The sequence below is a fragment of the Psychrobacter sp. AOP7-B1-25 genome (assembly GCF_052376195.1).
GTDB lineage: Bacteria > Pseudomonadota > Gammaproteobacteria > Pseudomonadales > Moraxellaceae > Psychrobacter.
This window is the reverse complement of sequence record NZ_JBQSVK010000002.1, coordinates 16,022-40,985: the sequence shown is the minus strand read 5'-3', so window position 1 is coordinate 40,985 and position 24,964 is coordinate 16,022. Positions and strand designations below refer to the sequence as shown.

Here is a 24,964-nt window from a genome sequence, read left to right as displayed (position 1 = left end):
AAGTCGCTATTATTAATGATAGGTTTTTCATATTAGAGTCTAAGTCTTAATGCTAAAATAAAAACGTGTCATTTAATGGCGCGTTTTTTTATGGCTGTTACTGCGTAAAGCTCTTAATATAAAACTTTTAACGCAAGGCAATAATTAATGCAGGTGCTCACACATCGGCACAGTAATGGATATGTTATCACCTAATGATTAAGGTTAGTTATGACCAGCAGTGCAATCATTTCACACCCTATTAAATCAATTGCCGATTTGCCAGTTGATGAGACACTAGCAACCGCATTGTTGAGTAGTATGTCTGAGTATAGTGATCAGTTGCATGCTCGTCGTCTTTGGCTGGCGTGTAGTGGTGGGCGTGATTCATTAGCGCTTGCGGCGCTGTGTGTGCAGCTCTACCGACAAAGGCGATTACTATGTTTGCCGCAGATGTTACATGTCGATCATGGGCTACAATCGGATAGTCAGCATTGGGCCAAGCATGTTGCTAAATGGGCGCAAGCGCAGCAGATACCTTGTCGCATTTTACAGGCACAAGTGAATGGACATGATGAACAAGCCGCGCGGCTAGCCCGTTATAACATCATGCGAACTCATATCAACCAAGACGATGTATTGCTATTAGCGCATCACGCCGATGACCAAGCCGAAACGGTGCTAATGCGCTTGATTCAAGGCGCTGGGGTTAATGGCCTGTCTGGTATGCATACATGGCGAGTGCAAACGCAAGGTGATCGGCGCAATGTGCTGTGGCGACCTTGGCTCACTGTCAGACGCGCCACTATCAGCGCCTACGCCAAGCGCTTAGAGTTGCCCTATATAGATGATCCTACTAATGACAGCGGCGATAACGTACGTAGCGGTTTACGCCGCGATATTATGCCAGTACTGGCTACGTATAACCCCAATGCCATTGACAATATTGCTCGAAGTGCGCAGCTATTGAGTGAAGCACAGTCAAGTGTCAGCGCTCAAGCCGCTACAGATTTGAAGCAGACAGCAGTTACTTCATTACAGTTATCATCTGCTCAGCAAGTCCTAAATATTGATGAGTTACACAAACTACCACTGTATCGTCAACGTCAATTATTACATTACTGGCTCGGTCAAGATGAGCCGTTGCCCCCTGCTAAACAACTCGTCGATGATGTGCTAACTCTAAGCCAACGTGATGATCAAAATCATCAAACGGAACTGTTTTGGCAAGGTCGCAAGCAATCCTATACCGTTCGTCGCTATCGTCAGAAGCTCTATCGTCTGAGCAGCGAGTGGCTATCTTGGCTCAACGTACCGCTGATCGAGCAGGTGCTACCATTATCTAAACTGACTTTATCTAATAATTTATTTATTCATTCAGCTGATAATAGTCCAATCTCACTCATCGTACGTAGTAGCGATCGTTATATTTGGAAATTGCAAGTAAAAGCAGATGCGCTGAAACAATTACTAGAAAACAGGGCGGACGGTATAGCACACCATGCAGTATTAAAAGTAGCGCCGCTAGACCGTAAGAAACGGTTAAAAACTGAGATGGCTACGCGCCCACAAGCAGGTAAGAAGCTGTATCAAACGCTTGGGATTCCATTATGGCTACGAGACAGCTTAATGGTGGTCAGCATCGCTTTTATAAACGACTTCGAAGATGGAAGTGACATGCAAGCTGATATTCCTCTATTACTAGTATCGCCATTTGAAAGCTGGCTTTTGAGTTCTGAGCAGATGGATAGCCATGTTAAAAGCAATCAATTGGCTGAGTACATTAAAAGCGAGCTCAGTCCAAAATAGAAAGTATCAAAATTTTGATATTTGTTTACTGACTCATTGATTTTTATCAGATTGATTTCAGATGTGACATTTCGAATTTATCAAACGGCGGTAGTAGCAGTATGATAAACTGAGTGTCGTTTTATATATCAGTATGTTAAGTTGAATACCTTTGAATTTTGTGACTAGGAGACAAGTATGTCGGTATTAGATAATAAAAAAATCAGTTTTATTGGTGGCGGAAACATGGCACAGGCGCTCATTAGTGGACTTGTGGGTTGTGACATCCAGCCAAATCTAATCACGGTCGCCGATCCTAGCAGCGATGTACGTGAGCAGTTAGCCACCAAAGGTCTAAATACTGTTGATCCAATGGCTGATCCAAAATCTGCTGTGATCGGTGCTGATATCGTGGTGCTAGCAGTCAAACCACAGATGATGAAAGTGGTGGTAAGTGCTTTTGCTGACGTACTAGACACTCAATTGGTCATTTCAGTAGCGGCAGGCTTGTCGACTGATCTTTTGTCAAACATGCTAGGCGGCTATAGCAATATCGTCCGTGCAATGCCAAACACGCCTTCTATGATTCAGATGGGCGCGACGGGCCTTTATGGTACAGACAATATCTCAGCAGAACAGAAGCAGCTAGCAACGGCCGTTATGGAAGCATCAGGTTTGGTCATGTGGGTCGATGATGAAGAGCATATGCATGCAGTCACAGCCGTATCAGGTTCAGCACCAGCGTATATGTTTTACTTCATTGAATCGATGGTCGATGGAGCAGTTACACTAGGGCTAGATAAAGAGCAAGCTTCAGCGCTTGCTATGCAGACTATGTTGGGTGCTGCAAAAATGGCGATGAACAGTGATGATGCACCAGCTGAACTGCGTCGTAAAGTGACTTCACCGAACGGTACGACTCAGGCAGCGGTTGAGTCAATGCAAGCCAATGAGATTGGTCGTCAAATCTCTGAGGCCATGCAAGCTTGCTATGATCGTAGCCAAGCGTTAAGTGAAGAGATGAGTAAGTAAACACTGACAAGGTGTGCTGTGAGTGATAACTGACGACACACCTTATGTAATCATCAGCATCTGATAATGACATTTGTCATCCTAGAATCTGTTAATAATGTCACATTGAGTAGCACTTCATGAACAACATGTTATTTCAAATTTTTGATCTGGTCACCACATTCGCTATGATGCTGGTGTTTATTCGTTTTATGTTGCAGTTTGCGGGAATGGGTGCAAGCAATCCGATGATTGCGCCTGCTTATAAAGCGACGCATATTGTCGACGTATTTGGGCGTATTTTTCCGACTGTTGCACAGGGCCGTATTAGTATTGCTGCTATCGTGCTGATGTTTTTGATTCGTCTGATTGATATTTCTGGAAAGGCAGCCTTGACGCATAAAGGTATTGCGCCTGTACCGCTATTTTTTACGGGTACCACTAGCCTATTGCTAGACTTTTTACGCATGTGTCGCTATTTGGTGATTGGTTCTATTATCGTTAGCTGGATTGTGGTGTTTACCCGATCTGAGCATCCGATTATTGGTATTATTATGAGCTTAGCAGAGCCAATACTAGAGCCATTTCGTCGCATTACCCCGAATTTCGGTATGCTCGACTTATCACCAATGGTTGCTTTCTTCGCATTTTATTTATTAGAGATATTCATCGGTGGTTTGACTGCGAGTGTGTTACCAACGTTGGGTTAAGCCTAATAGAGTCAAAATTAAACACTGTCACAAAAAAGGCGCTTTATAAAAATATAGAGCGCCTTTTTTGCATCTGCTACTTAGGTAAGCTATAGCTTGTTAGATATGCTAAAAACGAACAAAGCGATTGGGTATGAGTTGAGCTTGCGCATCATCAGGATGCGGTGTATCAGCTGCCCGCAATGTTTGGGCAATCCAACTATCTGCCGCTTGCACAGCATCGATAAGAGCATCGCCCATTGCCAAGCGTCCAGCGATAAAGCTAGCAAGAGAACATCCTGAGCCATGGAACTCACCATCTAAGCGCGGCAAGGTACTTTTATGGACCATTTCGCCCTGTATATATAAGTATTGCTCTATGTCACCACTATCAAAATCATGTGAGGTTTTTACCAGTACAGCATGAGCACCTTGAGCGCATAGCTTTTGTGCACCAGCATGTAAGTCTTGCTCTCCGCTTAGGGCACGTAGCTCATGAGTATTTGGGGTGACTAAGGTAGCATAGGGCAGTAGTTTCTTGAATGCGCTAACTAGCGTCTTTTCATCGCCCAAACTACCACCGCTATTGGCGACCAATACAGGGTCTAAGACAAATGGCGTATTATTATCGATAACTTGATCAGCAAATAGATAAGTCAACATCGCAATGTTATCAGTGGTACCGAGCATGCCTGATTTGATAGCACTAACAGGCAAGTCATCAAGGACTGCAGTAGCTTGAGATTTTACCAATGATGCCGCACAAGCATCAAAGCTAAATACCTGCTGTGAGCTTTGGATAGTGACTGCCGTACACGCGATGGCTGCATGTGACCCTGACTGTCCGATTGCCTCGATATCCGCTTGTAATCCAGCACCACCTGAAGGATCCAATCCTGAAAAACATAGTACGACAGGTCGCATAACAGCTCCTTTTGAGAGATTTTAAAGTAAGTGATAAATACTATAGCCACCTACTACTAAAAAATCTATCATAGTCTCATATTTGTGGATTGGGTATAAGACGTCAGAACGAGTAGGCCTAAACTTAATAAGCAGTTTGATCACTATATTTAGCAATAATATGACGCAATTTCCCATATAAAAATGCAATATAAGTGCTTGTATCTATAATTTTGATAAAAGCCGCATTAAATCTGTAGACAACGCTTGCAATTCGTTTTGGCTTTGTTATAATACTCGCCCACGACATGAGACGTATTGTTAGCATCAATACTATGTTTATAGAAATTTTATAAATGTCTTGAATCGTTAGGTGAAGTGGGTGAGTGGCTGAAACCAGTTCCCTGCTAAGGAACCATACGTGTAAGCGTATCGAGGGTTCGAATCCCTCCTTCACCGCCATTTATTCAGTTGTTATTAGAGTAGTAACGCAATATTCTGCGTTAAACATTTTAATAATTAATTCAAAAAATAATTTGTTTTAATTAAAAAATATGTTGACACAAGCGATATTATCTATATAATGACCAACCTAATTTACTGTAAAAGATATTATCTTCGCAGTGGATAAAGTGCAAAATACGCGCCTGTAGCTCAGTTGGATAGAGCACTTGGCTACGAACTAAGGGGTCGGGAGTTCGAATCTCTCCAGGCGCACCATTTGCATAATAGCTTAATATAAGCTAAAAATTATTAAAATAATCGCCTGTCTTATGACAATTGGCGGTTTTTTTATGTCTATAGCTTTTACCCTTCTACTTATCTATTCTACGACCAGCTCTTATGTTTACTATGATTGGATAGTCATTCATGATATTGGATAGTCATCTAGGATAATGTACGATAGCCCCACCATTTACGGTACAATAGCGTTACTATTCACTGCTTGCTATGAGCTTGTACCATGTCAAAAAGTCCATCTAAACGCCCGTCAAAAACGACTCATAAATCAAAATCTCAACCGAGTACGCCTGTACAGACAGATCCTAACGAAGAACCGACCATCGCTAAGCCTATGATTCGTGTCGTGGCGATTCTGTATGATGGTATGCTGATTTTAGCGTTATTATTTTTGGTAGGAACGATACTAACTGTAGTTGGTACGCTGTTGACTATGGAGACGGGTACTGAGTCCTCACAAGCACAGTCGCTGCCGCTTTGGTATCAGAATGTCATCATGACGCCGTCGTTTGTACTGACACTGGTAGCATTCTATGGGATATTCTGGCGCCGCGGTGGTCAGACATTGGGGATGCAGACGTGGCGATTAAAAACGATCAATGATGCGGGTCAGTGGCTAACGTGGGGACAGTCGTTTAAGCGTATTTTGGCTGCTTGTTTGATGCCGCTGATTTTCGGCATTATTGGCAGTCTTATTGATGGATCACGCGCCGCCTTATTGGCCAGTGCATTTCTTGGTTTGGTATTCAACTATGTGTTCTGTCTGTTCAACCCTCGCGGTCTGGCAGTACAAGACATGCTATCCAACACCATTACCCTAAAAATGCCGAAAGTGGCACATGAAGGGCTATGGCGCGGTTTTAAAAATCGTAAGAAAAAATCGTAGTCTGATCTTAGTTAGGTAATCATACAGCTGTATCATTACCTAACTGGCTCAACTCACACAGTTACATACTAACGCTTTGAATCAGCCATGCGGTATAGCCCACAAAAAACAGTACCAATGTGGCACCTGACGTACGACCGAATTGACGTTTTGTTGCAAAGGCAAACACGCACAGTGCAACCAGCAATATCGTCAATAGTCCCATTGCCATCACATCACGCGATAGAATGACTGGGTCAGCGGCAATAGGAGCGATAACGGTTGCCAAACCGACAACTGCTAAAGTATTAAAAATATTAGAGCCGATGATATTGCCAAGCGCCATATCATGCTCGCCTTTACGGGCTGCTGATAAGCTCGATACCAGCTCAGGCAATGATGTTCCAACTGCGACAATCGTTAGACCAATGATTAACTCACTCAATCCCCATAGCGTCGCCAACTCGACAGCGCCCCAAACGATAGCGCGTGAGCTGACTACTAGCATCAGCATACCGATAAATAAGCTCACAAGACCACGCGTTACGCTTGGTTCTAAACTCTCCAAGTTTTCTGAGAGCTCTGAGTCAGCATTAGCCACGACCACATCGTCTTCGTGCTCATGATAGCCTTCACGTATACTCATTATGATCTGTAGCCCTAAGACGGCGACCAATAATACTAATAGTACGATACCATCAGCTTGGCTCAATGTCCCATCACGTAACTGCCAAGCGGCGATGACAGTAATTAGCAGTAGTAGAGGTAGGTCGCGCTTTACGATGCCTTTACGGATGATAATAGGGCTAATTAATACAGTTGCACCGAGTACCAATGCGATATTGATGATATTTGAGCCATAAGCGTTGCCTAGGGCCAGCTCAGGGCTGCCTTCTAGCGCTGCTAGTACCGATACCACCATCTCAGGCGCTGACGTGCCTATACCTAGTATTAAAACACCAATTAGGAAGCTGGGCACACTAAACTTCTTTGCTAGTGCTGTCGCTCCATCAATAAAAACATCGGCACTCCAAACTAAAATTGCTAACCCTATCAGTATTGCAAGCGCGGCCAACCACATCAGTATGTTTCCTTGTATATGATGAAAAATGTGAATTTGATAGATAAGAATGGCATAAAAAAAGCTGAATCTTCATTGTGATTCAGCTTTCATAGTAGCAGGGTGGTTTTTGGTAATAATAACAATTAATTCAAAGACTTAATTTGTAATTATCACTGATTAATCCAAAAACCCATTATCCTGTCATATTAAGCAACTTGCACAGGAATAATGTTTGCAGTGTCTTTTACGGTGTTGTCTTCGTTGCAATAGACGAGTTTTGGCTGATACGTTGACGCTTCAACTTCATCAAAGTGTGCGTAAGCACAAATGATAACGATATCGCCCAAATCTGCCATATGAGCCGCAGCACCATTTAATGAGATAATACCAGAGCCCGCCTCAGCACGGATAGCATAGGTGCGAAAGCGCTTACCGTTGGTCACGTTATAGATATCAATAGATTCGTTTTCGCGTAGACCAGCAAGATCTAATAGATCACCGTCGATACCGCAAGAGCCTTCATAGTGAAGCTCGGCATGGGTAACACGGGCACGGTGTAATTTGCATTTAAGCATATTAAGTAGCATAGGTTGGTTCCTTGGCGTAACTGATATTAATTAACTAAATCAAAAGGTTAATGGGGATAAAACTACCAAAATAAAAGGTGGTTATAATTGACCATCATATTATTCTGGTAATTTAAAGCCATTAATTTGTGAACGTGCTTTTTCGATATCACCATCTAACAATAATGGGAGTGCTTCAAAAGCAGCTGTCAACGCGCTATCAATCGCAATCTGCTCATTAGGAGATGCTTTCGAGAGAACGTGTCCACTAACTTTAGACTTGTGACCAGGATGGCCGATACCCACACGCAGGCGATGAAAATCATTGCCAATATGCGGCGTGATATCACGTAGGCCGTTGTGACCACCATGTCCACCGTCTGTTTTGAGTTTGATACTACCAGCTGGAATATCGAGCTCATCATGAGCAATCAACAATTCATCATTTTTGATGCCGTAGAAATTTACCATAGGCACCACTGACTGACCAGATTTATTCATAAACGTCAGCGGCATAAGTAAACGCACATCAGACCCATGAATCTGCCCACGCCCTGTCACTCCATGAAATTTTTTATCAGGGGAGAGCGTGATATTAAACTGCTGAGCCAAATGATGGACAAACCAAAATCCTGCATTATGACGCGTAAACATATACTGCTGACCAGGATTACCAAGACCGACAATAAGCTTTATGGCCATAAAAACACCTTGCTTGAGTTTGATAAATAGGGGTAGGGTTTGAGATACTGATAGACAGTTTATTTTCAAACCTTACTTACAAAAACAGCAGGAGATATTCATCACCTGCTGTCTTATTGACTAAACGAGTATGTCGATACGTGACATCAAATCAGATGCAACGTACCGATGGTATATTACTCGCTGTCTTTGTTTTCTTCAGTACCGTCGTTTTGCTCAGTTGCTGGTACTTCATCAGCATCAACGTCGTCAGCATCTTCATCAACTTCTTCTACTGTTGGTGGCTGCATGTTAACGATAGTACGGTCATGGCCATCTTCTAGCTCAAGCTCATGAATTACTACGCCTTCAGGAAGTTTGATGTCTGATAGACGGAACAAATCACCAATTTCCATGCCAGATACATCTACTTCTAGGTATTCAGGAAGTAGTGATGGAATGCAAACGATTTCGATATCAGATACTAGCGTAGATAGTACACCAGCAGCAGCAGTACCAGGCGCATCTTCACGACCAGTGAAATGAACAGGAACGTTCATGTGGATTTTCTGACCTTTTACAATGCGCTGGAAATCAGCATGCATTGGGAAGCCTTTAGCTGGATGGCGTTGCAAGTCTTTGATAACTGCTTGATGCTCTTCACCGTCAACATTGATAGTCAAGACGTGTGAGAAAAACGCTTCAAACTCTAGTGATTTTACTAGTTCGTTAAGCTTGATAGAGATAGCTGTTGGCTCTTCGTTACCACCATAGATGATAGCAGGAACTAAGTTCTGCTTACGTAGGCGGCGGCTCGCACCTTTACCTTGTAGTTCAGCAGCACGATCAACGGCGTTTAGTTCAAAATGATTAATGCTCATGGATATAATCCTATAAAAAAAATGATGAAGTGTCTGGTCATAAAAAAGTGGATTTGCGACCAATCCACTAATACGTGATGATAGCTAATATTGTGGTCACGAATAAAACTCGCAATGTGTAAACTTAGCCATTTGCTTATAGTAGCGCTCGCTATGATAATTACTATAGCGATGGTAGCTTTTAAGCATGATCAGCACTTTTGATAGCGCTAGCCTAATAAAAACCACTAAAAGGTCAGCACAGGCGCGCATTATACGTGATTCTGTAGCAATAATAAAGACCTACGCAAAATGCCTACACAAAACAAAGCGCCAAGTAAGAATACTTGACGCTCTATTTTTTAACTATCTAAGATGTCTTACTACAGTCATTGCTATTCAAAATTACCGCAACGGCTGTTTAAAAAATAACCGTATCAAATTAGGCGTCAAACATTGCACTAATAGATTCTTCATTATTGATACGACGTAAGCTCTCAGCAAGCATCGGTGCAATACTTACCTGACGAATTTTGCTACAAGCTTGAGCTTCGACTGATAATGGAATCGTATCCGTAACAACCACTTCATCCAATGCAGATTCGCTGATGTTTTTCAGTGCGTTACCTGATAGGACAGGGTGTGTGATATAAGCTAAGACGCGACGGGCACCATTTTCTTTCAAGGCTTCGGCGGCTTTACACAATGTACCTGCAGTATCAACCATATCATCAACAATAACACAATCACGGTCACGAACATCACCAATGATGTGCATGACTTGTGACTCATTGGCACGAGCACGGCGTTTATCGATAATTGCCATGTCGGTATCGCCTAATTGCTTGGCCATCGCACGTGCACGAACCACACCGCCTACGTCAGGCGAAACAACCATGATATTGTCATAGTCTTGCTTTTGTAGGTCGTTTAGCAATACAGGTGTGCCGTAGATGTTGTCTACAGGGATATCGAAGAAGCCCTGAATCTGATCTGAGTGCAAATCAACAGTCATTACGCGATCGATACTGACGATATTTAGCATGTCAGCGACCACTTTAGCCGAGATAGGTACACGAGCTGAGCGTGGACGACGATCCTGACGAGCATAACCAAAATACGGCATGACAGCTGTGATACGGCCAGCACTAGAGCGACGCAAAGCGTCAGCCATCATCATGATTTCCATCAAGTTGTCGTTGGTCGGTGCACAAGTAGGCTGCATGATAAACACATCTTTACCACGTACGTGTTCTTTGATTTCCACGGCAATTTCGCCATCAGAAAAACGCGTGATGTCAGCTTTACCAAGAGGTATGTGAAGATGATCGGCTACGGTTTTTGCTAATTCTGGGTGGGCATTACCCGTAAAAATCGCCAAATAAGGCATGACAGAAGTCCTATTGATTGACTCAAGCAGCGACCGCTAAGCAGTGACAAACTGCTCAAATTAAGAAAAGAGTGGTGAAGGTGTTGAAGTATACTATTACAGTAAAAAATGGCAGGGGTAGCTGGACTCGAACCAACGGATGTCAGGATCAAAACCTGATGCCTTACCAACTTGGCTATACCCCTGTAATGTCTAGATTGTGAACAATCGATAGCTAATAACAACTAACGAGCTGTTTTTAGCATGTTGTCACGACCTGTCAGTTATCTAAAAACGGATAAACCGTTTAAAACATAACTTTTCCCTAGCGGTGTCCATTGCGAACTATACCGAAACTGGGATAACGTTGTCAATGACAATAAGATAAGTGGCTGTCTATAAACCGCTTATGCTCAATGTATCTCTAACGCTTCGTACTAAAAAATGGCAGGGGTAGCTGGACTCGAACCAACGGATGTCAGGATCAAAACCTGATGCCTTACCAACTTGGCTATACCCCTATTGTGGCGACCTATTATAAGTAAATTTTCAGATTTTGCAAGTCATTTGCAGCTTTTTCTGGTATTTATTCATTATAGGTTGATGCTCGCGATATTTTAACAAACTATGATAGGCAATCATACCGTTGTCATTGTTTAGATAATAAGAAATTTAAAGGTCATATGTCTTTTTTAAGTTTCCAACGATATACCCCGAACAAGGCGCATCTTCAATCCATTTTGCCAACAGCTTTTTATCAGTGGTAACGCTTGCATCCAATGGCAAAAACACTGCACTACCAGAGCCAGTCATGCGCGCTGTGCCCATTGCTTTTTCCTCCAACCCCTGTAAATAACTCAAAGCATCTGCAACAGCAGGAGCAAGGCTCGTGACGACTGGCGCAAAGACATTATGATAGGATGCAATGAGCGTTTGCACATAATCAGCGTATTTGCTTCGAATAGTATCAATCGACAGGGGCGTGATATCTCGCTGTAGTTTTGGATGCGCGAACAGCTTGGCAGTATTTACATGAGCGTCAGGCGTCAGTACTAAATATTGCTGGTCTGGAAGGTCAATTGTCGTTAATTCCTCACCGATTCCCATGGCAATAGCGTCTTGACCAAAGATAAATATAGGCACATCGGCACCTACAGTCGCGCCAATCTTTATAAGCTCATCAGAAGTAAAATTAAGCTGCCAAATCTCATTGAGCACAAGCATAGTCGTTGCTGCATTAGATGAGCCACCGCCCAATCCTGCACCCATCGGCAAATTCTTATCTAAAGTGATATGCACTTGTGCTAACTGCTCAGGTAAAGGGTTTGACTGTATGGCAGACGCTAGTAGTGCGCGTGCTGCTTTGAATATTAAATTATCTTCTATACTAGCAGTGATAGTTTCTGCACCATCTAGCATCAGTAGCTGATGACAAAGTCGATCTGCATCTGAATCGTTATCAACCGTAGAAGTCACGGCGTTAACGCTGACCGAAAAATGCAAGTAATCGCCCCAGTCGAGCAGGCGAAAGACCGTTTGCAAATCATGATAGCCATCGTCACGTTTGCCAGTGATGTGCAAAAACAAATTGAGTTTTGCAGGTGATAAACGGGTAATCGTAGAAGCAGATGATGCAGTCATATTTTTTCATCGTAAGGTACAGTCATAAACAGCTATCTTAGCTAACACTGATGAGCAATTACCGATATTAATAAAGGACAGTTTAGTGATTAATGGTCATCACCACTTTATTGCCTTGAGGCTGTACGGCGCTAATTTTATTTGGCAGCTTGTCAGTACCTTTATAGGTGAAACTGGCTGTCCACTCACCATTGACTGAGCTAACTAAGCGGCTCTGATCATCTAATTGTGGTGCACTGTCTGAAGGTGCTGGGCGACCAGAAATCCAATAAGGCATTTGTGAGATGGGTGCTTGCCAACCAGTTGCTTTCTTTAGCAAAGTTTCGGGATCGTCAGCGATCAATGTGCCTGTCTTTTCGCTGACTAACGTGGCAGTTTGACCATTGTATTCGATGTTGGTTTTACCAATACCGAGTGCGCCAATGAGCTCAATGGCAAATCGGTCGTTTTGTTGCCCCCACGCATAAAACGCACTACCACCTTGGGTGCCTGTCGAGTCTTTCGCAGGTGTTGTTACCCCAATTTTACCCGTGATATTAAAGCTCTCTAGCTTTTTGGGTTGATCAGCGTCTTGACCTTGTACAGTAGACGTTGGCTGGTTGGTCGCGTTGGCTGTTTTTAATGATTGGCAACCAGAGGTGATGACTATCGCTGCAGTTATAGCAGTAAACAGAGCCAATTTATTTGGTTTATAAGAAGCGATTGATGCTGACATAATAGTTCCTCAAAAATAGAAATATAAACAAAGACAGTAGCTTAAGCGTTATTTGTTGCTCGGTTATGCACGGCTGTTAGCTTCTTATAACGACCTTGTAATTTATAAATGCTTCGTTATTTATGAGAACCTTGTTACTCATCATGTCTCTATAATAACAAAGCCCAAATCGCAGCTCCAAAATAACTACCATCAATACAGCTGTATGCGATCATTGATATTATGCTGTCCAAACGAGAAGCGCTGCTGTAAGTCGGCGAGCAACGTCTCAACTTTATTATTATCGCCTAAGCCTTGATAGGCGCGCAGCAAGAGCGAGCCTGAACGTAAGGTCGGTAGCACATCATAAGGTGTCTGTAGGTAGTCGATGACCTGCTGATAGTTTTCTTTAGCCAGCGCATTACTTGCCAACACATTTAGTGCTTGTAGATGTAGGTCGTTATCATAACGTGGGTCATCGTAGCGAATCTGAATAATCGCTGTCGCTAACGCCAGACCTTGCTCTGAGCTGCGTTCATTTGCCAGTAGCAACTGTGCATAGCTCAATTGATAGGACAAGTTGCTAGGATCTAATGCCTGCAGATGGTTGAGTAAAGTGCGTTTAACGACATAGTCTTCTTTATCATCTAAAAGTTGAGCTCGCGCAAAGAGTAGCATCTCATTATCAGGATATTTACGAGCGGCACGTGTTAGGAGACGCAGCGCTTCATCAGACTCATTTTGTTGCCATAAGATATCGGCTTGCATAACAAAAGTATCAGGCGCGAAAACAGTGAAGTCTTTACGCAGCTTCTCTAAAGTCGTCACTGCAGCATCAACATTGTTATCAAGCAATTCAAACGCCACTACTTTTCTACGTGCCTCTAACACCAAATCCTCTTGCATAACACTATTGAGATAGTATTTAGCTTGATCGTATAACTGCTGACGCTCAGCACTGATACCCAGATAATAATAGGCTTGATCAAGATAAGCTGGACTCTTAGCAAGCATATTGAGTAGCGCATCAGCACTAGCGTACTCTTCAATATCCAAGCTCACTAAGGCTGCGAGTAGAGTAATCTCAGAATCATCATTGAAACGGCTATGCGCCTCAAGTAATAATTCCCAAGCTTGCTCGCTTTGTTTTAAATCTAATAGATAGCGAATTTCGTACAGATATAAGCTTTTGCTATCAGGATTACGCAAGCGAGCCTGACTGACATAATTGACGACAGTCTCTGCGGTCACGATTTTGCGCAATATATCTGCTTTTAATGTAATAAAAGGGACATAGTCTGGCTGACGCTCTAGTGCTCGATTGATATGAACGATAGCGACCTCAGGTTCATTAAATTGATAGAGTAAACCTGCTTTTAATACCGACAATGAAGCATTTTGCTCGCTATCTAGTGGCTGCAATGCGGCGAGAAGCTCACGTTTGTCGTCATCGTTATTTGGATAGATACCTATAAGGATTTCGCTTAGGTCCGCACGTGGATCATAACGTAAGATACGGTTTAGAGTTTCACCCGCTAATATATAGTCATGGGCGCGTAAGGCCAAATGCGCAACATAAAACCAAGCAGGCACGTGGTCAGGGTTTTGGTCCTGCCATGTCTTGGCAAATTGCAATGAGTCTTCAACTCTTTCATTACGCAAAGACAGACTAAGCGCTCTCTCAAACACTGCTGTGGCATCTTCTTTAAAAGACTGCTGTTTATAAATAGCAACTGCACGCTGTTTGTCATCGCGATCGGCAGCAAACTCGGCATCTAATAGAGCATATAAACTTGGTTCGCTAAGTTCAGTCTGCCATAGGCTGGCTGGCGCTAAGCTATTAATGTTTTTTACGTTCTCTATGGTAAGTGTATCTTCGTTATAAGGTGTCTCAGTCTCAGCACTATTAATATTTGCTTTGTTATCAGCTACCTTATTATCAGTAGTAACAGACACTTTAGGAATCTGTGCTTCCAACAATGTGTCAGGGTGACTGGCATGAACAGGTGTCGTCAAACACAGGCACACAGCTAGAGACAATGCTAGTTTATACCGTTGACGTAGGCGCTCAATAGCGACATGCAATAAAGCACGCAAGCTAGAGTATTCGCTATAGGAATGTGGTGACCGAGGTAATGAGCCAAAAAAAATCATAGATAGCCGTATTCGCCCGTGGTTTACCTACACAGATAAGGCAAGTTTGTTTTAATCATTGTAAGTTAGATACTGACATATGTATCCATGACAAACATTATAAGAGTAGACGGATGATATAAACAATAGCATCCGTGTTACTTAGGTATTGGTATGTCTGATTTTAAGAACATGCTACTGATAACAGTTATATCGCCAAAGAACGATACTGAATATGATTAAAAATAGATGTGTATGTTGAACTGAATATTATAGAAATATAACAAGTTAAGATAGAGTAAGCGAGTGATTTAACGTCGTATTGTTGATGATAGATCAAAATTTAGCTATTGATTTTATAAATCGTATGAGTAGTTGATTTGTTACATTTTCGACCAGATACAGAGATATGGTTATCATAGATGGGTGAGTGTTAATTAAAGCCTGCAATAATGATATAATAGGCGGTTTTTAGGGTCTTCCTTTTTAGCGCTGTCGTCAAAAACTGTCTTTTAAAAAAATAAGATAGCGTAAAGGGCAACTGAGCGTCATGTTTATGGTCTATCGATAATGAGATTAGTGGTCATTGGGGTCAATCACAAAACTGCACCAGTCGCTCTGCGAGAGCGCTTGGCACTTGTGGGTGACGATGTAAATGTCGCACTCAACCAAATAGAAGCCTTTACTGATGGTAGCGTGATTGTCTCTACTTGTAACCGCACTGAAATCTATGCGCTAGTGCCGCAAACATCAACATCTCAGCACGCTAATAGCCAGTCATCTAATTTACAGTCACCCAATATGCAGGATGTCAAAGCTGCAGGACAGATATCCAACAATGCTTTTAGTAGTAGCATGAATATTTCATCTGCTGCATTTAGTGCGCATATTACCAAAATCAAAGCGTGGTTAGCTGATTTTAAGCAATTGCCACTTGTTGATATTGATCCTTATCTCTATGTGCATCGTGATACTCATGCATTGACCCATTGGTTGAGAGTAGCTGCTGGTCTCGACTCTATGATACTGGGTGAGCCGCAGATTCTTGGTCAAATTAAAAACTCTGTGCATCTGGCTCAAGACCAAAAAGTACTCAGTAATCAGCTAGGCTGGATTATCGATCAAGTATTCGCTGCTGCCAAACGAGTGCGTAACGAGACACAGGTTGGTGCACAAGCTGTATCGCTCAGCTTTGCCGCGGCCAAATTGGTCACACAGATATTTGATGATTTACCCAGTCGTACTTTATTGGTCGTTGCAGCAGGCGAGATGAATCGCTTAGTTGCCACCCATATCGCAGGGCTAGGGGTAGGGCGGGTTATTATCTGTAACCGTAACCCCGAACGCGCCGAAGCGTTAGCGGCTGAGCTACGTGGCCCTAATCGCCGCGTAGACGTTAGACCCTTACAAGAATTACCGCAAGTATTGGCAGAAGCCGATATTGTCAGCAGTTGTAGTGGCAGTATGGATTTGTTGATCGATAAGACAATGACCATACAAGCGCTAAAGCGTCGTCGTTATCAACCGATGCTTATGATAGATTTGGCCGTACCGCGCGATATCGATTCGGCCATTAGCCGGATTGATGATGTTTATCTGTATTCTGTCGATGACTTGCAGCATGTCATTGCAGGTAATATTGAGCAACGTCGCCAAGCCGCAGTTGACGCTGAGCTGCTAGTGAGTCAACTGGTTGTTGAAATAGATCGCCGTTTTCAGGTTCGCCAAGTCGGCAAAGACATTCAGCAGTACCGCGCGTGTACTCAGGGTCAAGTCGATAAATTGCTGCATGAGTCTATTGCCAAACTGCAACAAGACGATGTCAGTCCAGAAGATATCATCACTGAGCTATCACGACGTCTGACTCAAACACTGACCCATGCACCTTCAAAACTGATGCGCAAAGCCGCACGCGAAGGCGATAGTGAACTGCTAGACTTTGTGGTGTCAGGGTTACAGGATGCTCATCGCGGGCATTGATGTTTTTATCATGACTTTATAAATCAAAACTTATCAATCAATCTATATCAGTAAATCTATACCAATAAACGCTCGATAGCACAAGTCATATCGTTGCCTGAGCGTATCGTTGTCAACCTTCAGTATCAGTGCTAATATCGAACTCTCATAGATGGCTTAGGTCAGGATATGTGCTGGTGTTTGCTCGTAATATGACTATAAATATATTAACTTAATGTTAGTAAACTTCATCAGTGTTCGTTGTTTGTTTCAAAACAAGAAAATTCTAGACAGCGCAAGACCTCACCATCACAAATAATAGCATTTGATTATAGTGCTATCTAATCAATGCTGCATATTATCTAACCATACACTAGGAGTGTTCAATGCCTGCATTACGTCAAGATATCGATCCAAACGGCTTATTAGAGTATTCAGTGGTTTACACCGATCGCGCGCTGAACCATATGTCAAAAGCCTTTCAGCAAGTGATGAACGACCTATCTAGTGACCTAAAATCTGTGTATAACGCTGACGCAGTGGTGATCGTTCCTGGTTCTGGCACTTATGGCATGGAAGCAGTTGCTCGTCAGTTGGCAAATGACGAAGACTGCCTAATCATTCGTAATGGTTGGTTCAGCTATCGTTGGACGCAAATCTTAGAAAAAGGCAAAATCGCCAAATCATCTACAGTACTCACGGCTAACCGTGCCGATGATAGTGAGTCGCCGAAGCCGTTTGCACCAGTCGATATCGATACGGCTGTTGCCAAAATTAAAGAAGAAAAGCCAGCAGTCGTATTTGCGCCGCATGTCGAAACCTCATCGGGTATTATCTTATCAGACGACTATATCAAAGCGTTGGGCGAAGCTGTACATAGCGTTGGTGGGTTATTAGTCATTGACTGTATCGCTTCAGGCTGCATATGGTTAGATATGAAAACATTGGGTGTTGATGTGCTGATTAGCGCACCACAAAAAGGCTGGAGCAGTACACCGAGCGCTGGATTGGTCATGCTCAGCGATGCTGCTATCAAAAAAGTAGACAGCACTGAATCTGATAGCTTTAGTATCGATCTAAAACAATGGCTAAACATCATGCGTGCTTACGAAAATGGCGGCCATGCGTACCATGCGACTATGCCAACAGATAGCTTGCGTCAGTTCCGCGATGCTGTGAATGAAGCCAAAACAATCGGTTTTGATAAATTGTGTGACGCGCAGTGGACACTTGGTAAACGTATCCGTGAAGTACTAGAAGCCAAAGGAGTTGAGAGCGTTGCTGCTGAAGGTTATAAAGCGCCTGGCGTTGTCGTTTCTTATACCGATCGTGATGACATACATAAGGGTAGTGCGTTCGCTGAAATTGGTGTGCAAATCGCTGCTGGCGTGCCATTAAAAGTAGGTGAGCCTGATAACTTTAAAACCTTCCGTTTAGGTCTGTTTGGTTTGGATAAATTGACTGATATTGATGGCACAGTAGAACGTTTTGAAGCGGCGCTTGATAAAGTGCTGAGCCAGTAATCATAGCAATTAAGAGGGCTGATAAAGATATTGATGTGATAGTTTATTAAGTATTCTTCAGCTTCCTTTTTAAAGCCTCTGCAGTACAGTCTTTACAGTTATAAAAAATACTGAATCACTAGTGTCATGCTAGGTTCAGTATTTTTTTACCCTTTTATTATATTTTATAATATAATGTATTTTTATAATTTAATACTTAAGTACGTATTCAATGAACTTAATTAGGTAGTCCATTATGATTATACAAATAGACTGGCAAGTATTTACGCCGATTTCCTTAGTTGGGGGTCTAATGTTAGGCGTAGCGACGGTTATCTTACTGCTAGGTATCGGTCGTATAGCAGGCATCAGTGGTATTTTTTCAAGCTTGCTAAAACCCAAGCGTGTAGAGATGTGGCAAGTGCTATTTATACTGGGCTTGGTCATCTCACCGCTGCTATATCAGTTGGCAAGACCGTTACCTGAAGTAGCTGTTAGTACCTCTTTGCCATTATTGATTGGTGCAGGGCTACTGGTCGGCTTTGGCACGCGTTTAGGTTCAGGATGTACGAGTGGACATGGTATTTGTGGTAATGCACGCCTGTCTCCACGGTCATTAGCAGCGACCGTCACCTTTATGCTGTTTGGGATTGTGACCGTTTATATCGGTCGTCACGTACTGGGCTTGCTATAGCTCATTCATGATAGATTGCTAAATGAAGACTGATAGTCGGGCTACCGCGCGAACGACATATAATGGTTAATAGAAGATAATAGCGAGATACGACGATGCTAAAAAATATAATCGGATTACTGGCAGGATTGCTGTTTGGACTTGGACTACTGGTGTCAGGTATGACTGATCCTGTGAAAGTACAAGGGTTTTTGGACGTATTTGGCAAATGGGATATCTCCCTTGCACTAGTGATGGGCGGTGGTCTGATAGCTGCATTTTTTGGTGTGCGATTGGCAAAGCGTCAACAGAGCAGCTGGATTGGCACACCGATTGATATGCCAAGCAAAACCTTCATTAATAAAAAGCTGCTTATTGGTGCAATGTTATTCGGTATCGGCTGGGGGCTGGTTGGTATTTGCCCGGGACCGGGAATTGTATTGCTCGGTACGGGCCAGTGGCAAGCATATGTGTTTATTCCTGCTATGATTATAGGAATGCTAATTTATCAGTGGCTTGAGCCAAAGCTTGGCTGATATGATTGGCTCTCTATAAATAGAAGAGTGCTCAAAAAAAAGTCAGCTACATATAGCTGACTTTTTTGATGGATGGTAATTGATGATAAGACTTACTAAATCGCCGCTTTATTTGGCACTGGCGGTTACTTTCGGCGTTTCGTGTGCCAATGATTTAGCCGCTTGGCGTAGCTCAAACTTTTGCACTTTACCGGTACTGGTTTTCGGTATTTCGGCAAAGATAATATATTTTGGCACTTTAAAACCTGCTAGGTGTTGACTGCAGTGCTCCATCACCGTCTCACGTTGCAAGGTGCTACCAGCGTGAATCTCGATAAAGGCAACGGGCACTTCACCCCATTTGTCATGTGGCGCGGCGACGACAGCACAGCTCTCAATCGCAGGTAGTTTATATAAGACGTTTTCTACCTCGATACTAGAAATATTCTCACCGCCTGAGATGATGATATCTTTCAGTCTGTCCATGATTTTGATATAGCCATCAGGATACTTGATACCTAAATCACCTGTTCGGAACCAACCATCAGCGAATGCTTCTTCGGTAGCCTTGCGGCTTTTTAGATAGCCTTTCATTACCATATTGCCACGTAGCGCCAGCTCACCCATCTCTTCTCCATCAGCGGCAACAGGTTCAGTCGTACCTTGCTTAAACACTTCAAACCCTGCCATCAAATGAGAAGTCATACCTTGACGTGATTTCATTTGGGCGCGTGTGGCCACATCAAGCTCGTTCCATGCTTCTTGTTCAGCGCAGACCGTCACTGGCCCATATACTTCAGTGAGACCGTAAACATGCGAGATATAAAAACCTATCGCCTCCATCGCTGCCAACATGGTCTCAGAGGGCGGTGCACCAGCGACCCAGCCTTTGACTGTATGGGTGATGGCTTCTTTATACTCTGGTTTGCCGCCAGCAATCATATTGTGCACGACTGGTGCAGAACAGTAGTGGGTAACTTGATGCTTGGCAATCAGCTGCAATATCAAGTCAGCATCAATCTTTCGCAAGCATACGTTGACTCCAGCACGCTCGGCGATGGTCCAAGGAAAGCACCAGCCATTACAGTGAAAAAGTGGCAGCGTCCATAGATACATGGGATGTTTTGGCATGTCCCAATCTAAAATATTAGAGACAGCGTTAAGGGTTGCGCCGCGATGGTGATAGACCACGCCTTTGGGTTTGCCTGTCGTACCAGAGGTGTAATTCAGCGCAATGGCATCCCATTCATCCAATGGCATCTCCCAGTTATCCAAACTGTCTGAACTGGCTACTAATGCTTCATAACTCATGTGTCCAAAGCGATCGACATCGACAGCTTTGTCCGTTGAATGAATGACAATTAAGTCTGGAAAAGTCTCATCGATAATCTCAGCATGTTCAGCAAACTCACTGTCTAAGATTAAGACCTTTGCTTCTGAATGCTGCAAACAAAAAGTGAGTGCATTGATATCAAGTCGCGTGTTCAAGGTACAGATTACGCCGCCTGACATAGGAATACCAAAGGCGCACTCGACCATCGCTGGCGTGTTCGGCAACATCACGGCGACCGTGTCATTTTTATCGATGCCCAGTTTGCGTAGACCATCAGCCAGCTGGCGGCAGCGAGTATAGGTCTGCTGCCATGTCTGAGTGAGGCTATTGTGTTCTAGGTCGTCATAAATGATGGCAGTCTTATTAGGATAAACTTGAGCGCTGCGAATGATAAAATCAATAGGGGTAAGTGGTTGATGATTGGCGGCGTTTTTGCCAAGACCTGTATGAAAATCTGTCATGATGATAGTCCTTTATCGTATTTCTAAAATTCGTCAATACATTAGCTTAGTACAGTAATCTAGCATAGAAATTATAAGTATAAGTCGATATTTATCGATTTATATCTTAGTCTAATCTCTAAATGTTATTAAGCTAACGGTATACAATCTACCTCAAAAATTGGCTGGGTTTTGTGGTGTTTGCTTAACCATATACTGCAGTAAAGCCTGTTACACCGTACCGCTCGTGATAGCAATTAATATAGTGCTCACTCATCAGTCGCTTGTCTGCATAGCTGACAATAATAGCGGTGTGTTACGATATCGATGATGCTAAATCCCGTAGCACCACTATTTCTAAAAAGCTGCTTTTAAGAAGCTGTCTCAAAAACTATTCATAAGGAAAATGATATGTCTGCCAGCCACAGTGCCAATACGATCCAAACCGCTAGCACCAATGAACACTATCCGCATTTATTTGAGCCGCTAGATTTGGGCTTTACTACGCTAAAAAACCGTATGGTTATGGGCTCGATGCATACTGGGCTTGAAGATCGTTTTTATAATTACGGCAAGCTGGCAGCGTATTTTGCAGAACGTGCCAAGGGCGGCGTGGCAATGATGATTACTGGCGGTATCTCGCCTAACCGTGAAGGTTGGTTGTTGCCTGCTGGCGGAACGATGAATAACAAAGCAGATGTGATTAATCATCAGCGCGTTACCCGTGCTGTGCATAAGCATGACAGTAAAATCATTATGCAAATATTGCACAGTGGTCGCTATGGCTATCATCCGTTTGCCGTATCCTCTAGCCCAATCAAATCACCAATCTCACCGTTTAAACCACGCAAGATGAGCATCAAAAACATCGAGCAGACGGTAAAAGACTATGCTCGCTCAGCGAAACTTGCCAAGCAAGCAGGCTATGATGGCGTCGAAATCATGGGCTCTGAGGGTTATCTGCTTAATCAGTTTTTATCAAGCCATGTGAATAAGCGTAAAGACGTTTATGGTGGTGACATTCATGGTCGTATGAAGTTCGCCGTCGATGTGGTCAAAGCCGTTCGCGAAGCGACTGGCGAAGATTTTATTATTCTATTCCGCTTATCAGTGATTGATTTGGTCAAAGACGGTAACGTCATGGATGAAGTCATCACCGTGGCGAAGGCGCTAGAAGAAGCGGGCGTGACCATCATGAACACTGGTATCGGCTGGCATGAAGCGCGTGTCCCGACTATCGTGACGAGCGTACCACGAGCGGCTTTCGTTGATTTCACCGCTGAAATCAAAAAGCACATTAGTATCCCAATGATGGCGGCCAACCGTATCAACATGCCAGAAACAGCAGAAGAAATCGTCGCGACTGGTCAAGCTGACATGATTCAGATGGCGCGTCCATTCTTGGCGGATGCACATTGGGTCAATAAAGCCAAAAATGGACAGACAGATCGCATCAATACCTGTATCGCTTGTAACCAAGCCTGTCTCGACCATACGTTCGAAAACAAACGCTCAACTTGCTTAGTCAATCCGCAAGCCTGTTATGAGACTGAATTGGTCTATAAGAAGACCAAAAAACCGAAAAAAGTGGCTGTCATCGGTGGCGGTGTCGCTGGTATGTCAGCCGCTCATGTGGCTGCTTTACGTGGTCATGACGTGACTTTGTTTGAAGCAAAAGATGTGCTAGGTGGTCAGTTTAACTACGCCAAAGTTATCCCTGGTAAAGAGGAGTTCTTTGAGACTATTCGCTACTATATTAATGAGCTTGAGCATTTGGGTGTTGAGATCAAACTGAACACTAAAGTCGATAAAGACATGCTGGAAAAAGCTAAGTTCCATCACGTCATCGTAGCAACGGGTGTCATACCGAGAAGTCTAGAAGGTAAGCTAGAAGGGGCTGAGCTGCCACAAGTCATGAGCTATGCTGAACTACTGTCTGGCGAAAAAGCAGTAGGTAACACAGTCGCAGTCATCGGCGCTGGTGGTATTGGATTTGATGTAAGTGAGTATCTCACAGCCAATCATGGCAAATCGCTGGACGAAATCGGCCCTGAAGGACTAAAAGATCCAAGCTATCGTCCTGAGCCGCAGTCAATTAGCGAGTGGCGCGAAGAATGGGGCGTGACCAATGATACTAACTACCAAAGTGATGGTGGACTGGTCAGACCACACGCAATCAAACCGATTCGCCAAGTATATTTAATGCAGCGTAGCAAAGGCCGTTTGGGTAGTGGCCTGAACAAAACCTCAGGCTGGGTACATCGGGCGCATATCAAATCTCACGGCGTGATCCAAGTCGCTGGCGTACAATATGACAAAATTACCAACGAAGGTATCTGGGTGACTAACCCACAAGGTCAAAGCCAGTTATTACGCGTTGATAGCGTCGTTGTCTGTGCCGGTCAAGAATCAGTCGTTGAGCTGATGCCAAATGTGGGTGATGCACCAGACGCGCAATACCATCTAATCGGCGGTGCAAAACTGGCAGCTGAACTAGATGCCAAACGTGCGATTCGTGATGGTGCTGAAGTCGCTGCTCAGATCTAGACTGTTTAGCATTAGCGTTAAATAATGGACGGCGAGAGGATATCTCTTGCTGTCTTTTTTTATTTAGAATGAAAATTTGACTTATTACATTGGATATTCAGTTCAGCTTATGTTTGTTCTGAGAGAATCGAGAGATTTTGTTCACTTATTCACGCTCTAATACAATACCATCAAAATAACCACGCACTCCGCAACGCCCCCACCTAAATTGATTGTCAATATCTCTTAATAGTAATTGATATTTGCCTTTATAAGCTGCCGGATATAATCGTAGTTCTAGGGTTTCATCTGTCTGATTACTATCGTTAATGACCCAGTGGTTTTGTGACCACTTTGCGATACTATCTCCAATACTACAACTATGATAGTTAGTAAAAATCAAATCACTTTCAATCACAGAAAGATAAGGTTTGTTATTAACCTCATTGATCGATAAAGTATTTTTTGCGTCTTGCAAAGTATTTTTGCGCTTACCATCTACGTTATAGATTGAAAGCTGGAAGTTCTTAGAAAATTCTCCAAAGGCACTTTTACTCGGTAAGTCAGAAGAACTTAATTCATCTGAAAAATTCCAAGCCACACCGTAATTGGTTTGCTCTTCGATGTATTCTGTATACTCACGGATGAGGCATTCGGTATCTTTACAAGTATTGCGCTGAAAAGTTAGCCATAATTTCTGATCTATAATCACATTGTTTTTGTAGACTTCACTGTCTTCGTTGTTAGCTGCATTGTTGATATCTTCTCTATATTTTTTTGCCATAGCTTCGTCAAGATCAGACAACTCAGTGTTCGTGCAAATAGTTTTTTCTATCCAAGTATTTGCTTTATTGCAATCGAAACTTGCTGCATTTGCATGAGTGGAGAGCAGGCAAGCGCCTAAAATATTGATTGTAGTGACGCATAACCTTTTCATATTACCCTCATTTTTTAGAGCTTGATTGTATTTTAAGAAAGCTATAACGGTAATATACGTGTCACCATCACTTTCTGCAAAAAACAAATCAGTCCA

General features: G+C 43.1%; 20 protein-coding genes and 4 tRNA genes. 11 read left to right on the top strand and 13 right to left on the bottom strand.

The features are described from left to right. The first annotated feature begins 210 nt into the window (after positions 1–210). The 3 genes from tilS (at position 211) to ACT3QR_RS02805 (ending at position 3,488) form a co-directional block, all read left to right on the top strand. Positions 211–1,788 (top strand): tRNA lysidine(34) synthetase TilS, encoded by a 1,578-nt coding sequence (gene tilS, locus ACT3QR_RS02815; protein ID WP_444519885.1) that lies wholly within the window; start codon positions 211–213, stop codon positions 1,786–1,788. Positions 1,789–1,965: 177 nt separating this feature from the next. After that, entirely contained in the window at positions 1,966–2,799 is an 834-nt protein-coding gene (proC, locus tag ACT3QR_RS02810) for a pyrroline-5-carboxylate reductase (RefSeq protein WP_444519884.1), read from the top strand. A gap of 119 nt (positions 2,800–2,918) precedes the next feature. Further along, a complete protein-coding gene (locus ACT3QR_RS02805) occupies positions 2,919–3,488 on the top strand; it encodes a YggT family protein (RefSeq protein WP_444519883.1) in 570 nt (189 codons plus the stop codon). Positions 3,489–3,596: 108 nt separating this feature from the next. On the opposite strand, the gene ACT3QR_RS02800 is transcribed toward ACT3QR_RS02805, so the two are convergent. After that, positions 3,597–4,391 carry a hydroxymethylpyrimidine/phosphomethylpyrimidine kinase gene (locus ACT3QR_RS02800; RefSeq protein WP_444519882.1) on the bottom strand — a complete coding sequence of 265 codons (795 nt, stop codon included), beginning with the start codon at positions 4,389–4,391 and terminating at the stop codon, positions 3,597–3,599. Positions 4,392–4,742: 351 nt separating this feature from the next. Between ACT3QR_RS02800 and ACT3QR_RS02795 the strand changes: the two genes are divergently transcribed. The 3 genes from ACT3QR_RS02795 to ACT3QR_RS02785 all read left to right on the top strand — a co-directional run bounded on the left by ACT3QR_RS02795 (position 4,743) and on the right by ACT3QR_RS02785 (position 5,997). Beyond that, positions 4,743–4,832 (top strand) — tRNA-Ser (locus ACT3QR_RS02795). A gap of 181 nt (positions 4,833–5,013) precedes the next feature. Next, positions 5,014–5,090, top strand: a tRNA-Arg gene (locus tag ACT3QR_RS02790). Between the two features lie 244 nt (positions 5,091–5,334). Then, positions 5,335–5,997 (top strand): RDD family protein, encoded by a 663-nt coding sequence (locus ACT3QR_RS02785; protein WP_444519881.1) that lies wholly within the window; start codon positions 5,335–5,337, stop codon positions 5,995–5,997. Between the two features lie 61 nt (positions 5,998–6,058). On the opposite strand, the gene ACT3QR_RS02780 is transcribed toward ACT3QR_RS02785, so the two are convergent. From ACT3QR_RS02780 to ACT3QR_RS02735, 10 genes are all read right to left on the bottom strand, one after another. Then, positions 6,059–7,057 (bottom strand): calcium/sodium antiporter, encoded by a 999-nt coding sequence (locus tag ACT3QR_RS02780; protein WP_444519880.1) that lies wholly within the window; start codon positions 7,055–7,057, stop codon positions 6,059–6,061. 188 nt (positions 7,058–7,245) lie between these two features. Then, positions 7,246–7,626 (bottom strand): aspartate 1-decarboxylase, encoded by a 381-nt coding sequence (gene panD / locus ACT3QR_RS02775; RefSeq protein ID WP_010196068.1) that lies wholly within the window; start codon positions 7,624–7,626, stop codon positions 7,246–7,248. Positions 7,627–7,725: 99 nt separating this feature from the next. Next, positions 7,726–8,307, bottom strand: coding sequence for an aminoacyl-tRNA hydrolase (gene pth / locus ACT3QR_RS02770; RefSeq protein ID WP_444519879.1), 582 nt, complete (start codon positions 8,305–8,307; stop codon positions 7,726–7,728). 176 nt (positions 8,308–8,483) lie between these two features. Beyond that, positions 8,484–9,167, bottom strand: a complete 684-nt coding sequence (locus ACT3QR_RS02765) for a 50S ribosomal protein L25/general stress protein Ctc (protein ID WP_444519878.1) — start codon at positions 9,165–9,167, stop codon at positions 8,484–8,486. Positions 9,168–9,588: 421 nt separating this feature from the next. Next, positions 9,589–10,536: a ribose-phosphate pyrophosphokinase gene (locus tag ACT3QR_RS02760; RefSeq protein ID WP_444519877.1), complete on the bottom strand. Its 948-nt coding sequence runs from the start codon at positions 10,534–10,536 to the stop codon at positions 9,589–9,591. 109 nt (positions 10,537–10,645) lie between these two features. Beyond that, positions 10,646–10,721 (bottom strand) — tRNA-Gln (locus tag ACT3QR_RS02755). A 239-nt stretch (positions 10,722–10,960) separates the two neighbouring features. Continuing rightward, positions 10,961–11,036, bottom strand: a tRNA-Gln gene (locus ACT3QR_RS02750). Positions 11,037–11,187: 151 nt separating this feature from the next. Then, positions 11,188–12,156, bottom strand: a complete 969-nt coding sequence (gene ispE, locus ACT3QR_RS02745; RefSeq protein WP_444519876.1) for a 4-(cytidine 5'-diphospho)-2-C-methyl-D-erythritol kinase — start codon at positions 12,154–12,156, stop codon at positions 11,188–11,190. Between the two features lie 82 nt (positions 12,157–12,238). Then, positions 12,239–12,871, bottom strand: coding sequence for a lipoprotein insertase outer membrane protein LolB (lolB, locus tag ACT3QR_RS02740; protein ID WP_444519875.1), 633 nt, complete (start codon positions 12,869–12,871; stop codon positions 12,239–12,241). 192 nt (positions 12,872–13,063) lie between these two features. Further along, complete coding sequence (locus ACT3QR_RS02735) at positions 13,064–15,004, bottom strand: tetratricopeptide repeat protein (RefSeq protein WP_444519874.1); 1,941 nt, start codon at positions 15,002–15,004, stop codon at positions 13,064–13,066. Between the two features lie 549 nt (positions 15,005–15,553). On the opposite strand from ACT3QR_RS02735, the gene hemA reads away from it, so the two are divergent. From hemA to ACT3QR_RS02715, 4 genes are all read left to right on the top strand, one after another. After that, the gene (gene hemA, locus ACT3QR_RS02730; RefSeq protein WP_444519873.1) at positions 15,554–16,963 is read left to right on the top strand and encodes a glutamyl-tRNA reductase; all 1,410 of its coding nucleotides are present in this window, start codon (positions 15,554–15,556) and stop codon (positions 16,961–16,963) included. A 365-nt stretch (positions 16,964–17,328) separates the two neighbouring features. Then, the gene (locus tag ACT3QR_RS02725) at positions 17,329–18,465 is read left to right on the top strand and encodes an aminotransferase class V-fold PLP-dependent enzyme (protein WP_444519872.1); all 1,137 of its coding nucleotides are present in this window, start codon (positions 17,329–17,331) and stop codon (positions 18,463–18,465) included. A gap of 235 nt (positions 18,466–18,700) precedes the next feature. Continuing rightward, positions 18,701–19,138: a YeeE/YedE family protein gene (locus ACT3QR_RS02720; RefSeq protein ID WP_444519871.1), complete on the top strand. Its 438-nt coding sequence runs from the start codon at positions 18,701–18,703 to the stop codon at positions 19,136–19,138. Between the two features lie 95 nt (positions 19,139–19,233). After that, entirely contained in the window at positions 19,234–19,653 is a 420-nt protein-coding gene (locus ACT3QR_RS02715) for a DUF6691 family protein (protein ID WP_444519870.1), read from the top strand. Positions 19,654–19,761: 108 nt separating this feature from the next. Here the strand turns inward: ACT3QR_RS02715 and ACT3QR_RS02710 are convergent, their stop codons facing one another. After that, positions 19,762–21,426, bottom strand: coding sequence for an AMP-binding protein (locus ACT3QR_RS02710; protein WP_444519869.1), 1,665 nt, complete (start codon positions 21,424–21,426; stop codon positions 19,762–19,764). 390 nt (positions 21,427–21,816) lie between these two features. Here ACT3QR_RS02710 and ACT3QR_RS02705 point away from each other — a divergent pair, with 390 nt between their 5' ends. Then, positions 21,817–23,952 carry an FAD-dependent oxidoreductase gene (locus tag ACT3QR_RS02705; protein WP_444519868.1) on the top strand — a complete coding sequence of 712 codons (2,136 nt, stop codon included), beginning with the start codon at positions 21,817–21,819 and terminating at the stop codon, positions 23,950–23,952. Between the two features lie 145 nt (positions 23,953–24,097). On the opposite strand, the gene ACT3QR_RS02700 is transcribed toward ACT3QR_RS02705, so the two are convergent. Next, positions 24,098–24,955 (bottom strand): lysozyme inhibitor LprI family protein, encoded by an 858-nt coding sequence (locus tag ACT3QR_RS02700; RefSeq protein ID WP_444519867.1) that lies wholly within the window; start codon positions 24,953–24,955, stop codon positions 24,098–24,100. Positions 24,956–24,964: the final 9 nt, after the last annotated feature.

Excerpts from the sequence above, each read along its gene's own strand:
- tilS (WP_444519885.1), top strand. The coding sequence starts at position 211 with ATGACCAGCAGTGCAATCATTTCACACCCTATTAAATCAATTGCCGAT.
- ACT3QR_RS02715 (WP_444519870.1), top strand. The coding sequence starts at position 19,234 with ATGCTAAAAAATATAATCGGATTACTGGCAGGATTGCTGTTTGGACTT.
- ACT3QR_RS02805 (WP_444519883.1), top strand. The coding sequence starts at position 2,919 with ATGAACAACATGTTATTTCAAATTTTTGATCTGGTCACCACATTCGCT.
- pth (WP_444519879.1), bottom strand. The coding sequence starts at position 8,307 with ATGGCCATAAAGCTTATTGTCGGTCTTGGTAATCCTGGTCAGCAGTAT.
- ispE (WP_444519876.1), bottom strand. The coding sequence starts at position 12,156 with ATGACTGCATCATCTGCTTCTACGATTACCCGTTTATCACCTGCAAAA.
- ACT3QR_RS02705 (WP_444519868.1), top strand. The coding sequence starts at position 21,817 with ATGTCTGCCAGCCACAGTGCCAATACGATCCAAACCGCTAGCACCAAT.
- proC (WP_444519884.1), top strand. The coding sequence starts at position 1,966 with ATGTCGGTATTAGATAATAAAAAAATCAGTTTTATTGGTGGCGGAAAC.
- ACT3QR_RS02800 (WP_444519882.1), bottom strand. The coding sequence starts at position 4,391 with ATGCGACCTGTCGTACTATGTTTTTCAGGATTGGATCCTTCAGGTGGT.
- ACT3QR_RS02780 (WP_444519880.1), bottom strand. The coding sequence starts at position 7,057 with ATGTGGTTGGCCGCGCTTGCAATACTGATAGGGTTAGCAATTTTAGTT.
- ACT3QR_RS02765 (WP_444519878.1), bottom strand. The coding sequence starts at position 9,167 with ATGAGCATTAATCATTTTGAACTAAACGCCGTTGATCGTGCTGCTGAA.
- ACT3QR_RS02725 (WP_444519872.1), top strand. The coding sequence starts at position 17,329 with ATGCCTGCATTACGTCAAGATATCGATCCAAACGGCTTATTAGAGTAT.
- panD (WP_010196068.1), bottom strand. The coding sequence starts at position 7,626 with ATGCTACTTAATATGCTTAAATGCAAATTACACCGTGCCCGTGTTACC.
- ACT3QR_RS02785 (WP_444519881.1), top strand. The coding sequence starts at position 5,335 with ATGTCAAAAAGTCCATCTAAACGCCCGTCAAAAACGACTCATAAATCA.
- ACT3QR_RS02710 (WP_444519869.1), bottom strand. The coding sequence starts at position 21,426 with ATGACAGATTTTCATACAGGTCTTGGCAAAAACGCCGCCAATCATCAA.
- lolB (WP_444519875.1), bottom strand. The coding sequence starts at position 12,871 with ATGTCAGCATCAATCGCTTCTTATAAACCAAATAAATTGGCTCTGTTT.
- ACT3QR_RS02720 (WP_444519871.1), top strand. The coding sequence starts at position 18,701 with ATGATTATACAAATAGACTGGCAAGTATTTACGCCGATTTCCTTAGTT.
- ACT3QR_RS02760 (WP_444519877.1), bottom strand. The coding sequence starts at position 10,536 with ATGCCTTATTTGGCGATTTTTACGGGTAATGCCCACCCAGAATTAGCA.
- hemA (WP_444519873.1), top strand. The coding sequence starts at position 15,554 with ATGAGATTAGTGGTCATTGGGGTCAATCACAAAACTGCACCAGTCGCT.
- ACT3QR_RS02735 (WP_444519874.1), bottom strand. The coding sequence starts at position 15,004 with ATGATTTTTTTTGGCTCATTACCTCGGTCACCACATTCCTATAGCGAA.